Below are 12,444 nucleotides of genomic sequence, written 5' to 3' on the forward strand. Positions count from 1 at the left end.
AAGCGATGCCCTTAGTGGCCATGGTGATGTACGGGGCGGAAAAAGGAACCATTAGCTTCGACGGGGAGCGCGTCACGGTTAAAGGGGAAGCGGGTTTGGAAGCGGCCGTGGCGCCTTTTCTGAACCGGCCCTTAACCTACTCGGTGCGGGAGGAAATCGACGGGCGCGAGGTAAAGCTGAAAAAAGAGGCTTTGCCTGGCTCGCTGGAGCACTTCTCAGCTCTCATTTGGCATTACCTCCCTTGCCGAGCCGGGGTCAAGATCTTGCTAGTGACCGGATCGGTAGAGGCCAAGCCCTAGCGCTTGCCTTCCTTTCCCCGGTCATAGGGAAAGGGTATGTATTGCACTGATGGGCGCCGCATCCCAGGTTGGGGATAAAGATCCATGAGGTCGTAAATCTCCCGCGGCAGGTCGGAGCGCACGGGAATACCGAGCTCCTTCAGTTGGTCGTACGTCAAAGGGTAATCGTGGGTGAAGCGCCCGCTGGTGAGGAAGCCGGTGATGGAGTGGGCTTTTTCTTCTGGCATTTTCTCTCGCAGCAAGCAAAGAATAAAATCTTTCACCTGACGCATGGCCTTAGACGAAATATCGGCTAAGATCATGGTGCTATCGTCAACCTTGTCAATGCCTTTTTGGCGCACTGTTTCCAGGATGGAGGCCGCCGGATAGTTGCCCAGTTGGGGGTCAACAGGTCCTAGCACGGCGTTTTCGTCCATCACGATTTCATCGGCGGCTAAGGCGATCATGGTCCCGCCCGACATGGCGTAGTGGGGCACGAAGACGGTTACCTTGGCGGGGTGCTTGCAAAGGGCACGCGCGATTTGCTCGGCGGCCAGCACCAGCCCTCCCGGGGTGTGCAGCAAGATGTCGATGGGCATGTCTGGAGGCGTATAGCGGATAGCCCGCAGGATTTGCTCCGAATCCTCGATATTGATGTAACGGCTGAGGGGAAACCCCAGGAGGCTTATGAGCTCCTGGCGGTGGATCATGGTGATAAACCTGGTTCCTCGGCGGCGCTCAATAGACCTTATAAGCCGCAAGCGCTGCATTTCCAGGTGCTGTTGCCGGAGAGTGGGCCAGAGAAAAGACAGCAAGATAAATAACCACAGGATATCGATGAACGACATAGTCACGCTCCCTCAGCCTCTTTCTTTCCTTGCTATTTTGATGTTATTATTCTAGCAAGTGTAACCTAATTTAAGCAATTAGGGGAAGGGGAAAAGTAAAATTGCTGCCAGCTGCGGATCTTTACTCGGCTTCGGTGTATGCGCGTAACCAGGGTTTGCTAGCTACATTAACCGGGCTTTACGCCGAGATCCCTGAGCCCCCGCTTCCTTCGCGGGATTTTTGTCGTAGCCCGGCCCCAGCGGCGCTGGTGGAGTTTTTGCACGCTTACCGCCAGCTACGTTATCAGCAAGAGGGGCGGGAGGAGATCCTTCGGCGCACGGCGGAATTTTATTTTCTGGAGCTCGTGGATCCGGAACAGGTCTGCCCCTTTCACCGGGAAGGAGAATGCCTCCTGGGGCCAGCCGAACCCTTGCTCTGCCGGTTACTGCGGCTGCTTACCGAAGAGGAATTCAACCGTTGGGAAGAGGAGCGGATCGAGGGGTTGAAGGCGGTGGCTGAGCGCTTCCAGGTGGAGTGGGGCGTGCAGGTGCCGGAGGCGGTTCTTAGCCCCCGAGCCTATCCCGGCGTCTCGGAGCAAGGGCGCCTCACCGCATCTGACCTGGAGAATTACCGCCTCAAGCTTATGGAATTGGACGCCCGGGTGGCCCCTCCGGACATGGCCTATCACCGTTTCACCCTCTTTCCTATCGCCACCCACCTCGCCATGACCATTTTTAACCCTGGCATAAGGAGTCGTCGTGCCGAGGTTATGCGGGAGTATCTGGCCGGATCGCGGGCATTACTGGATAAATACGTGGAGCGCGCCCGTAATTTCTGTTTTTAAAACCAGGAGAAACGCCGATGGGCTTAGCCTTAGTTTTTTTCACTTTCTTCCTTCTCGCCTTGACCGGGGCCATGGCCCCTGGGCCCCTGCTAACGGTGACGCTGGCCGAAAGCGCTCGCAGGGGGGAAGTGCGCAGGTTTTCTGCTGGTGGCGGGGCACGGGTTGTTGGAGCTGGCTCTGGTGGGTTTGTTGGTTATGGGACTGGCCTCTTTTCTCACCCGCCCGCTGTTCATGGCGCTTATAGGAGTGCTGGGCGGACTCTTCCTCCTATGGATGGGCTTAAGCCTCTTGTGGGACGTGTTTAAGCACAAGCCGCTTCTCAACCTAGGAGCGGCTGCGTGCCGGGAGCGGTCCGGGGGCCTCGCTGCCGGAAAGCTGGTGGGGTTGGGAGCAGCGGTTAGCCTGGCCAATCCTTACTGGATTCTGTGGTGGGCCACGGCTGGCTTCGCCTATCTAACCGTGGCTTTGCAGCTGGGCCTGGCAGGTGTGGTGGCGTTTTACACCGGCCATATCCTGGGGGATTTTCTCTGGTACTCGGCGGTGGCCTGGATGGTGGCTTCCGGCCAGCGTTTCCTGGGGCCTGGGTTTTACCGCCTTGTGCTAGGTTTGTCCGGAGTTTTCTTGCTGGCGCTGGCGGGGTATTTTCTGGTTAACGGTTTGCGTTACCACGGAGCTCTTTAGGGAGGTGGGAAAATGTGGGTAGTGGCCGGTGGTTTGGTTCCCCATCCCCCCATCATGATACCGGAGGTCGGAGGGGTAGAAGCTCGCCGGGTTAGGCGCACTCAGGAAGCCATCCAGGAGTTGGGCCACCGATTGTGTGCAGCTAAGCCAGAAGCTATGGTAATGATTTCCCCGCACGGGCCAGCGCTATGGGAGGCGATTCCGTTGGTGCTGCAGCCCAGCGCCGAGGGTGATCTGGGGCATTTTGGTGCTCCAGAAGTGCGCTTTTCCCTCTCCACCAACCAGGAACTGGCCCGCTGTCTGCAGGAGGAAGCTGAGGCCTTGGAGGTACCGATTAATCCCATTCGTTCCGGTTACCGCCTAGATCACGGCGTTATCGCTCCGCTTTATTGGCTGCGTCGCGGGGGGCTGGACCTCCCGGTGGTCTTGTGTGGTATGGGCTTCATGGCCTGGCCCCGGCTTTACCGCTTCGGGGTCGCAATCCAGCGAGCAGCCGAGCGTTGCCGAGTTCGCGTGGTGGTAGTGGCCAGTGGCGATCTTTCCCATCGTCTTTCTCCCGATGCCCCTTATGGTTATGACCCCGCAGGGCCGCAATTCGATGCCCGGATTCAGGCAATAGTGGAGGAGGCTGATGCCCGCGCTCTACTTCAAATTGACCCGGTGTGGGCCGAGCGGGCCGGAGAATGCGGCTTGCGCCCGCTGCTCATCCTATTTGGGGCCTTCGACGGCTACCGGCTTCGCACTCGCTTGCTCAGCTATGAAGCTCCCTTCGGCGTAGGCTATTTGGTAGCGCAGTTGGAGCCGGAGGGGGAGGCGCCAGAGCGCTCTTTGCTGTCTGAGTTGGCCTGGCCGCCGCGGCGACAAGAAAGCTATCTGGTGCAAGTGGCTCGCGAGGCTATCAAGACTTACCTCACCCGGGGGGAAAAGCTCCGCGTAACCGAGGTGCCGCCCGAGTTCAATCGCCGTGCCGGCGTCTTCGTTTCACTGAAGAAAGCGGGAATGTTGCGGGGGTGCATCGGTACCGTGGAGCCCGCCCGCTCCAATTTAGTGGAGGAAGTCATTGAGAACGCTATCAGTGCAGCTACACGCGATCCCCGCTTCGACAGTGTTGAGCCGGAGGAGATAGAAGATCTGACCATTTCGGTGGACGTGCTGGAAGAGCCAGAGCCAGTAACCGACCTGAGCGAACTCGATCCCAAGCAATACGGCGTGATCGTGGCCCGAGGTTCGCGGCGGGGCCTGTTATTGCCCGACATCGAGGGGGTAGAAACTGCTGAGCAACAGCTGGCCATAGCTCGCGGTAAAGCGGGCATCGAGGACCATGAGCCGGTGAAAATTTACCGTTTCAGGGTTACTCGGTACCACTAACAACCAAAGAGAATTTAAAGAGCGGAGGAGAGAAGCTTGCGCGAGGCACTTTTTTATCAATCTCGTGAGGACGGCAAGGTGCTCTGTTTGCTCTGCCCCCATCGTTGCCTGATAAAAGAGGGCGCTACCGGTCTTTGCCGGGTGAGGGAAAATCGCGGCGGCAAGCTTTACACTCTTAATTATGGTGCCTGTACCAGTTGCGCCGTCGACCCGATAGAGAAGAAGCCGTTATATCATTTTTATCCCGGGCATACCATCCTCTCGTTGGGCACCTGGGGCTGCAATTTCCGCTGTCTTTTTTGCCAGAACTGGGAGATATCTCAAGGACAGCCCCCAGTGGTGGAGTTAGAACCTACCCAGGTGGTTGAGATGCTGCGGACGCAGGGACCGCACTGCATAGGGGTAGCCTATACCTATTCGGAGCCCACGGTTTGGTACGAGTTTGTTTTGGATACGTCCCGGCTGGTGCGGGAGGCCGGCTATAAAAACGTGCTGGTGACCAACGGCTTCATCAATGAGGAGCCGCTGGACCAAATCCTACCCTACATAGATGCCATGAATATCGATCTAAAGAGTTTCCGGGACGAGTTTTACCGGCGGCTGTGCCGGGGGAGGCTAGAGCCGGTTCAACGCACCATACAACGGGTCCTTTACCGCTGTCACCTGGAGATAACCACCCTTTTAATTACCGGGGAGAACACTGCCCCCGAGGAGCTGGAGGCGCTAACCTCCTGGCTGGCTGAGCTCAGCCCCGATATCCCCCTACACCTTTCTCGTTATTTCCCCAACTTCGAATTCACCGCTCCCCCTACTCCGCTAGATGACATTTACCGCGCTCGCGATATCGCCCGGAGTCACCTGCGCTACGTCTACGTGGGAAATGTTTGGGATGAGGAGGGAGGAATTACCTACTGTCCCCAATGTCACCGGCCGGTGGTGCGGAGGGAAGGATACCGCATTCGGGAAGTAGCGCTCCGGGAGGAGAAAGAAGGCTGGCGCTGTATTTACTGCGGCGCTCCGATATCGTTAGTGGGGGAGATTTATGTCCGATGAAGAGGCGCTGGAGCAGAGGATGGCTGTTAGCGCTGGTGCTACTGGTCTCAACCGCTTTTGCTGCTCCTGCTGGAGCTCAAACCGAAAAGGAAGCGCCACCTTCCGATTTGGTACCGGCCCGGGTGCTGGAGGTGAGCGAGTATTACCCCATCGAGGGCCAAGGAGCGGTCAAAGGAGTGCAGTACGTCCGGCTGCAAATAATCGGCGGAGAATATAAGGGCCAAGTCGTGCGGGTGGAGAATAAGTTCTCAGGTAATCCTGCGTTCGATCTGCCGGTGCGGCCGGGAGAAAAGGTGTTGGTGAGTCCGGTAAAGCTGCCCGATGGTAGTTTGGAAGTGTTTATCCAAGATTATTATCGCCAGGATTACATAGGTTATATATTAGCTTTATTCGTGCTATTGTTGCTACTGGTAGGAAGGACCAAGGGAGCCAAGGCCATTCTCACTTTAACCTTGACCATGCTGGTGATTTTCAAGTGGTTGCTGCCTTCGATGCTGCGGGGTTACAGTCCTATTCCCATCACCGTGGTTGCGGCTGCCACCATTGCCTTGCTCACGCTTTTCATCGTTTGCGGTGTGAACCGCAAAAGTCTATCGGCAGTGCTGGGAACGGTGGGGGGAGTGGTGCTGGCGGGGCTAATCGCTTACGGAGTGGGGTGTAAAGTGCGGCTCACGGGGTTGAGCAGTGAAGAGGCGTCCATGCTCATGTTCATTCCCCAGAAGGTAAATTTTGATTTCCGAGGGCTCCTATTCGCTGGCATTCTCCTTGGAGCTCTGGGAGCTGTTATGGACGTCTGCATCTCGGTGGCTGCAGCCATGGAGGAGGTCTATAATGCTAACCGCACGTTGGTTCGAAGGGAATTGCTGGCGGTGGGACTTAACGTGGGCCGTGACATTATGGGGACTATGATCAATACCCTGATTTTGGCCTACACGGGGAGCGCTATTCCGCTCTTACTCCTGTTTATGGCCTATCAGACTTCACTGACCAAGCTCCTCAACCTGGATGTAGTGGCTACCGAAGTAGTGCGCTCGCTTGCTGGCAGCATCGGTATGGTGTTGGCGGTGCCGCTGACCGCGGTGGCGGCCAGTTTTTTGCTCTTGCGCCACCGGGCGGGTTCCTCCGCTCGGTGACATTGTGCTGGGCGCGTTAGGGGGGTTCAGGTGACGCGCGTCGGACATCCGACGGGGTGATGTTTAAATTTTTGCGGGCAGTTGACACAGGCTTTTTGTTTTTTGTATACTGGGGAGAAATTATCGGGGTCAAAAGCGAAGAAGGGGACGGAGCCGCGGGCTTCCGCGCAGAGAGCCGGGGTCAGGTGCGAGCCGGCCGGAAGGAAGTGGTAACTCCATCGCCCTGGAGCTGCGGGTCGAAAGAGCGTTCACTCCAGTAGGCCTTAGCCGGGTTGGTCACCCGTTACCAAAACCGCGTGTTATTCCGACACGCAAAGAGCGGCCGCCTTACCGCAAGGGGGTGGCAATCCAGGTGGTACCGCGGGAGCGAAGCCTCTCGTCCTGGGATGCAGGCTGGGTCTGTTCGCCTGCACCGGGACTGGGGGGCTTTAATTTATTACTCTTTGCACGTGGGGGGAGAAGCGTTGGGGCTTACTATTTATCTGGACGGTAGGTTTGTGCCCGAAGAGGAAGCCGTGATTTCCGTTTTTGATCACGGTCTTCTGTATGGCGACGGTGTTTTTGAGGGTATCAGGGCCTATCATGGCCGAGTTTTCCGGCTCAAAGAGCATATAGACCGCCTTTACGATTCCGCCAAGGCCATCGCTTTAGCGATCCCTATTAGCCAGGAAGAGATGGCTGAAGTGGTGGTGGAGACTTGTCGTCGCAACCAGATCAGGGACGGGTATATTCGCCTGGTGGTCACGCGGGGCAAGGGCGATCTGGGCCTGGACCCTCGCAAGTGCTTGCGCCCCAGCGTTTTCTGCATTGCCGATTCCATTCAACTTTACCCGCCCGAGTTTTACCAGAAAGGTATGCGGGTAATCACTGTGCCTACCCGGCGCAACGTGCCGGAGGCTCTTAACCCTCGCATCAAGTCCCTTAATTACCTCAATAATATCTTGGCCAAGGTGGAGGCCAACTTGGCCGGGGTACCGGAAGCCATCATGCTTACTCAGGAAGGGTATGTGGCGGAAGCCACTGGCGACAACGTCTTCATTATCCGCCGGGGAACGCTGCTGACTCCTCCCCTTCATCTGGGTGTTCTGGAAGGGATAACGCGGGACGCGGTGATGGAACTGGCTCGAAAAATGGGAATGACGGTTCGGGAAGCGGTTTTCACTCGTTACGATCTCTTTACCGCCGATGAGTGTTTCCTCACCGGCACGGCGGCGGAAATTGTTCCGGTAATCGAAATCGATGGTCGTTCAATCAGCGGGGGTCAGCCGGGTCAGCTGACCCAGAGGCTGATAGAGGCTTTCCGGGAGCTGACCAAGATAGAAGGGGAGCCTATCTACTAAACGGTTCATCTAAGGGGGGTTTGCTGTCTTGCGCAGCGGGCGAGCTAAAGAAGGGGTGGAGAAAGCCCCGCACCGCTCTCTTTGGAAGGCGCTCGGCCTTACCAGCGAAGAGTTGCAGCGCCCTTTTATAGGGGTAGTAAACGCTTTCAGTGAGCTCGTGCCCGGTCACGTGCATCTGCGCGATATAGCCGAGGCCGCTAAAGCAGGGGTGCGTATGGCTGGAGGAGTGCCTCTGGAGTTTCCGGTTATTGGGGTGTGCGATGGCATAGCCATGAATCACGAGGGGATGAAGTATTCGCTGGCCTCGCGCGAGTTGATAGCCGATAGCGTGGAGGTTATGGCCCAGGCGCACGCTCTGGACGGTTTGGTGCTAGTGGCGGCGTGCGACAAGATTATTCCGGGCCTGTTAATGGCTGCGGCAAGGCTTAATTTGCCATCCATTTTGATCTCTGGTGGGCCTATGATGGCCGGTCGCTTCCGAGGCGAGAATGTGTCCTTGAGCACCGTTTTCGAAGCGGTGGGGCGGGTGAAGGCGGGCAAGATGGAGTTGGAGTCGCTAGCCGAATTGGAGGAAGTAGCTTGTCCCGGTTGCGGTTCTTGCGCTGGTATGTTCACTGCCAACTCCATGAATTGCTTAGCCGAGGCTCTGGGAATGGCTCTGCCCGGCAACGGCACCTTCCTTGCCGTGAGTGCGGCCCGGCGGCGTTTAGCTAAGCAAGCCGGAATGCGGGCGGTGGAGCTGGTGCGGGAGAATCTTACTCCCTCCCAGATTTTGACGCCCGAAGCTTTCCGCAACGGTCTGGCTTTGGATATGGCTTTGGGGTGCTCCACCAACACGGTGTTGCACCTGGCAGCTATTGCTCACGAAGCTGGGGTGCCCTTTTCTCTGGCGGAAGTGAACGAGATTAGCGGCCGCATACCCAATCTATGCCGGCTGGACCCCGCTGGGGTGCACCGGGTGCAAGATCTGGACGAGGCAGGAGGAGTTTCGGCCGTTTTGAACTCGTTGCTGGAGGCGGGGCTCATCGCTGGAGAGGCGATGACCGTTACCGGCCGTTCCCTGCGAGAGAATGTGCGTGGCGCCAAGGTTAGGCGCCCAGAAGTGATAAGGCCGGTGACGGACCCCTACAGTCCCACTGGAGGGTTGGCGGTTTTGTTCGGTAACCTGGCGCCTGAGGGGGCGGTGGTGAAGCAGGCGGCAGTGGCCCCCGAGATGTGGCGGCATACCGGCCCGGCGCGGGTATTCGATAGCGAAGAAGAGGCGGTTGGTGCTATTTTGGCCGGCGCTTTTAAGCCCGGTGAGGTTCTGGTCATCCGGTACGAGGGCCCCCGCGGGGGTCCGGGTATGCGGGAGATGCTAACGGCCACAGCTGCGCTGGCTGGTATGGGCCGGGACAAGGAAGTGGCGCTGATCACTGATGGGCGGTTTTCCGGGGCTACCAGGGGGGCCTCAATCGGGCATGTTTCACCGGAGGCGGCGGCGCGGGGGCCCATTGCTGCTCTGCGAGACGGGGATTTCATCTCTATCGACCTTCCTGCCAGGCGCCTGGAAGTGCAGTTGAGCGAAGAGGAGTTGGCAGCCCGCCTGGCCGATCTTCCTCCATTCCATCCGCGAGTCGATCGGGGTTACCTTTCCCGCTACGCTAGCCTGGTTTCTTCTGCGGCTCAGGGAGCGGTGTTCCCCAGGTAAGAGTGTTAAGTTGGGGGTGAGGGTTATATGCGACTCACAGGGGGAGAGATTCTCCTTAAGTGCTTACAGGAAGAGGGGGTGGAGGTGGTATTTGGCTATCCCGGAGGCGCGGTATTGCCCATTTACGACGCTCTTTACGAGGGCGAGGTGCGACACATCCTGACCCGGCACGAGCAGGCTGCCGCTCACGCCGCCGACGGTTACGCGCGCGCTACCGGTTGTCCTGGAGTTTGCCTAGCCACCTCCGGTCCAGGAGCTACTAACCTGGTTACCGGCATCGCCACCGCTTATATGGATTCCAGCCCGGTGGTAGCTTTTACCGGGCAGGTGCCTACCACCCTGATCGGCCGGGATGCTTTTCAGGAGGCCGACATCACCGGAATCACCATGCCCATCACCAAGCATAATTTCCTGGTGCGGGAAGTGAAAGATTTGGCCCACACGGTGAAGGCCGCTTTCCATATTGCCAGCACCGGCCGTCCCGGGCCGGTGCTGGTGGACATTCCCCGGGACGTTTCCGGAGGTGAGACCGAGTACGAGCCGGTCACGGAGCTCCGCCTGCCTGGTTACCGTCCAATGTACGACCCCGATCCAGAGCAGATAAAGAAAGCGGCGCAGCTTATCGCCCTTTCCGAGCGCCCGGTGATCATAGTCGGCGGGGGGGTGGTGCAGGCTGGTGCCACGGAGGAGGTGGTGCGGCTGGCTGAACTCCTAATGGCACCGGTGGCAACAACGCTGATGGGGATCAGCGGGTTTCCCGGTAACCACCCGCTTGCGGTGGGGATGCTGGGGATGCACGGTACCCGCCCAGCCAACTACGCGGTGAGCGAGGCTGATTTATTGATCGCTGTGGGCACGCGCCTGGACGACCGTATTACGGGGAAAATAGAGAGTTTCGCTCCGGAGGCGCGGCTGATTCATTTGGACATCGACCCTGCGGAAATGGGTAAAAATGTCCGCGTTGACGTTCCTGTGGTGGGAGATGTGAAGCGCTCCGTGAAGCTGCTGCTGGAGTTCTTATCTGCTACTCCCCATCCGGCCTGGAAGGAAAAAATCGACGCCTGGATGAAGGAGTACCCTTTGACCTTCAGCGAAAACGGCAAGCTTAAACCCCAGTTCGTAGTGCGACAGATATGGGAAGCCACGGAGGGCAAGGCCCGCATCGCTACCGAGGTGGGACAGAATCAAATGTGGGCAGCCCAATTCTATACCTTTACCCGCCCCCGCTCTTTTATCACTTCCGGGGGGTTGGGAACCATGGGTTTCGGTTTCCCGGCTGCCATCGGGGTTCAGGTTGCCTGCCCGGGTGAGACCGTTTTCGACATCGCGGGCGACGGTTCTATCCAGATGAATATCCAGGAACTGGCGACGGCGGTGAGCTACGATTTGCCGGTCAACGTGGCCATTCTTAACAACGGTTTCCTCGGCATGGTGCGGCAGTGGCAGGAGCTCTTCTACCAGCGCCGTTACTCTTACACCGAGCTTTACAATCCTGATTTTGTGCGGGTGGCCGAGGCTTACGGGGCGGAAGGTATCCGGGTGACCCGGCCCGAGGAAGTACGCCCGGCGTTGGAGCAGGCTATCGCTTCACCCAAGCCGGTGTTTCTAGACTTTATTATCGAGCAGGAAGAAAATGTTATGCCGATGGTGCCTCCCGGGGAGTCCATCGGGCGCATGTTGGGTTAGTAAAGGGGGATGGGAGTATGCGGCACACGCTTTCGGTTCTGGTGGAAAACCACCCGGGGGTGCTGGCGCGGGTAGCCAATCTCTTCCGGCGCCGGGGATATAATATCGAATCCCTGGCGGTGGGGAGCACCGAGGATCCGTCTTTTTCCCGTATGACCATTGTGGTGGAAGGCGATGATCAGGTGATCGACCAAGTCACCAGGCAACTAGATAAGCTCATCGAAGTGGTGCAGGTGGAGGACCTGACCAGGGAGGAGCATGTCAACCGGGAGCTGGCGCTGATCAAGGTGCAGGCTGACCCTTCCCGCCGAGGGGAAGTTATCCAAATGGTGGATATTTTCCGCGCGCACGTGGTGGATGTGAGCCCTGAGACATTGATTGTGGAGGTCACAGGGGACGAGGGCAAGGTAGCTGCCATGATCGAAGCCTTGCGCCCCTTCGGGATTAAAGAGATGGTGCGCACGGGTAAGCTGGCCCTTCTCCGCGGCCCCCGAGCCCTTAACGCCCAATAACAACGCTAATCTATGGGAGGTTGGACCACGGTGAAAGTTTTTTACGATGGGGATGCCGATCTGAATTTGCTCCGGGGTAAAAAGGTGGCGGTAATCGGCTATGGCAGTCAGGGGAGGGCGCAGGCCCAGAACCTGAAAGATAGCGGTATCGATGTGGTGGTGGGTTTGCGTCCCAATTCTTCCACCCGCGTGGTGGCGGAGCAGGATGGTCTGCCGGTTATGACCGTGGCCGAGGCGGCAGCCACCGCTGATCTTATCCAGATATTGATCCCCGACGAGTTGCAGCCGGCGGTGTACCGGGAGGAAATAGCCCCTCATTTAAAGCCTGGCAAGGCTCTAGGCTTTTCCCATGGCTTTAACATCCATTACGGTCAGATAAATCCTCCGGCGGAGGTGGATGTTTTTCTGGCTGCTCCCAAAAGTCCTGGTCCTATGCTCCGCCGGCTCTACGTCGAGGGCAAGGGGGTTCCTGGCCTGGTGGCGGTGCACCAGGACCATTCTGGGCAGGCACGCGCTTTGGCTCTGGCTTACGCTAAGGCGATTGGGCTCACCCGGGCCGGTGTGTTCGAGACCACTTTTCGTGAGGAAACCGAGACCGATCTGTTCGGGGAGCAATGCGTGCTTTGCGGCGGGGTAACGGCTCTCATCAAGGCTGGGTTCGAGACGCTGGTGGAGGCGGGCTACGCTCCTGAGATCGCTTACTTCGAGTGCTTGCACGAGTTGAAGCTAATAGTAGACCTCATCTATGAGGGAGGGCTCACCGAGATGCGTAGGCGGGTGAGCAACACGGCGGAGTACGGCGACTACCGGGTGGGTCCCCGCATTATTAGCGAGACGGTGCGGGAAGAGATGTGGCAGGTGCTGGAAGAGATCCAGAATGGGGAATTTGCCCGGGAGTGGATCCTGGAAAACCAGGCCCAGCAACCGGTGCTCAAGACCTGCCGCCGCCAGGAAAGGGAGCACCTTATCGAAAAGGTGGGACAGGAGCTCCGGAGCATGATGCCCTGGATAGGCAGGGAGCAGAAATGAGG

General features: G+C 58.1%; 12 protein-coding genes. 11 read left to right on the top strand and 1 reads right to left on the bottom strand.

Going from position 1 to position 12,444, the window contains the following annotated elements:
* The first annotated feature begins 5 nt into the window (after window positions 1–5).
* A complete protein-coding gene (locus ACTLLP_RS00935) occupies window positions 6–299 on the top strand; it encodes a hypothetical protein (RefSeq protein ID WP_441059883.1) in 294 nt (97 codons plus the stop codon).
* Here ACTLLP_RS00935 and ACTLLP_RS00940 read toward each other — a convergent pair.
* Entirely contained in the window at window positions 296–1,126 is an 831-nt protein-coding gene (locus tag ACTLLP_RS00940; RefSeq protein WP_441059885.1) for an SDH family Clp fold serine proteinase, read from the bottom strand. The two genes, ACTLLP_RS00935 and ACTLLP_RS00940, sit on opposite strands and share 4 nt — an antisense overlap.
* Before the next feature lie 101 nt (window positions 1,127–1,227).
* Here ACTLLP_RS00940 and ACTLLP_RS00945 point away from each other — a divergent pair, with 101 nt between their 5' ends.
* The 10 genes from ACTLLP_RS00945 (at window position 1,228) to ilvC (ending at window position 12,442) form a co-directional block, all read left to right on the top strand.
* Complete coding sequence (locus ACTLLP_RS00945) at window positions 1,228–1,950, top strand: hypothetical protein (protein ID WP_441059887.1); 723 nt, start codon at window positions 1,228–1,230, stop codon at window positions 1,948–1,950.
* A 162-nt stretch (window positions 1,951–2,112) separates the two neighbouring features.
* Entirely contained in the window at window positions 2,113–2,631 is a 519-nt protein-coding gene (locus ACTLLP_RS00950) for a LysE family transporter (protein WP_441059889.1), read from the top strand.
* Between the two features lie 12 nt (window positions 2,632–2,643).
* On the top strand, window positions 2,644–3,999 hold the full coding sequence (amrA, locus tag ACTLLP_RS00955) for an AmmeMemoRadiSam system protein A (protein WP_441059891.1): 1,356 nt from the start codon (window positions 2,644–2,646) through the stop codon (window positions 3,997–3,999).
* Between the two features lie 36 nt (window positions 4,000–4,035).
* Window positions 4,036–5,052, top strand: coding sequence for an AmmeMemoRadiSam system radical SAM enzyme (gene amrS / locus ACTLLP_RS00960; RefSeq protein ID WP_441059892.1), 1,017 nt, complete (start codon window positions 4,036–4,038; stop codon window positions 5,050–5,052).
* Window positions 5,049–6,185, top strand: coding sequence for a YibE/F family protein (locus tag ACTLLP_RS00965; protein ID WP_441059894.1), 1,137 nt, complete (start codon window positions 5,049–5,051; stop codon window positions 6,183–6,185). Before amrS ends, ACTLLP_RS00965 begins: the two co-directional genes overlap by 4 nt.
* Before the next feature lie 464 nt (window positions 6,186–6,649).
* On the top strand, window positions 6,650–7,525 hold the full coding sequence (gene ilvE, locus ACTLLP_RS00970; RefSeq protein WP_441061539.1) for a branched-chain-amino-acid transaminase: 876 nt from the start codon (window positions 6,650–6,652) through the stop codon (window positions 7,523–7,525).
* 28 nt (window positions 7,526–7,553) lie between these two features.
* Window positions 7,554–9,215 carry a dihydroxy-acid dehydratase gene (ilvD, locus tag ACTLLP_RS00975; protein ID WP_441059896.1) on the top strand — a complete coding sequence of 554 codons (1,662 nt, stop codon included), beginning with the start codon at window positions 7,554–7,556 and terminating at the stop codon, window positions 9,213–9,215.
* 27 nt (window positions 9,216–9,242) lie between these two features.
* Window positions 9,243–10,901, top strand: coding sequence for a biosynthetic-type acetolactate synthase large subunit (ilvB, locus tag ACTLLP_RS00980; protein WP_441059898.1), 1,659 nt, complete (start codon window positions 9,243–9,245; stop codon window positions 10,899–10,901).
* Window positions 10,902–10,918: 17 nt separating this feature from the next.
* On the top strand, window positions 10,919–11,413 hold the full coding sequence (ilvN, locus tag ACTLLP_RS00985) for an acetolactate synthase small subunit (RefSeq protein WP_441059900.1): 495 nt from the start codon (window positions 10,919–10,921) through the stop codon (window positions 11,411–11,413).
* Between the two features lie 12 nt (window positions 11,414–11,425).
* Window positions 11,426–12,442, top strand: coding sequence for a ketol-acid reductoisomerase (gene ilvC, locus ACTLLP_RS00990; protein WP_441059902.1), 1,017 nt, complete (start codon window positions 11,426–11,428; stop codon window positions 12,440–12,442).
* The last annotated feature ends 2 nt before the right edge of the window (window positions 12,443–12,444 follow it).

The sequence above is a fragment of the Desulfothermobacter acidiphilus genome (assembly GCF_052073645.1).
Classification (GTDB): Bacteria; Bacillota; Desulfotomaculia; order Desulfotomaculales; family Ammonificaceae; genus Desulfothermobacter; species Desulfothermobacter acidiphilus.

Excerpts from the sequence above, each read along its gene's own strand:
- ilvC (WP_441059902.1), top strand. The coding sequence starts at position 11,426 with ATGGGAGGTTGGACCACGGTGAAAGTTTTTTACGATGGGGATGCCGAT.
- ilvN (WP_441059900.1), top strand. The coding sequence starts at position 10,919 with ATGCGGCACACGCTTTCGGTTCTGGTGGAAAACCACCCGGGGGTGCTG.
- ACTLLP_RS00940 (WP_441059885.1), bottom strand. The coding sequence starts at position 1,126 with ATGTCGTTCATCGATATCCTGTGGTTATTTATCTTGCTGTCTTTTCTC.
- amrA (WP_441059891.1), top strand. The coding sequence starts at position 2,644 with ATGTGGGTAGTGGCCGGTGGTTTGGTTCCCCATCCCCCCATCATGATA.
- ilvB (WP_441059898.1), top strand. The coding sequence starts at position 9,243 with ATGCGACTCACAGGGGGAGAGATTCTCCTTAAGTGCTTACAGGAAGAG.
- ACTLLP_RS00965 (WP_441059894.1), top strand. The coding sequence starts at position 5,049 with ATGAAGAGGCGCTGGAGCAGAGGATGGCTGTTAGCGCTGGTGCTACTG.
- ACTLLP_RS00935 (WP_441059883.1), top strand. The coding sequence starts at position 6 with ATGCCCTTAGTGGCCATGGTGATGTACGGGGCGGAAAAAGGAACCATT.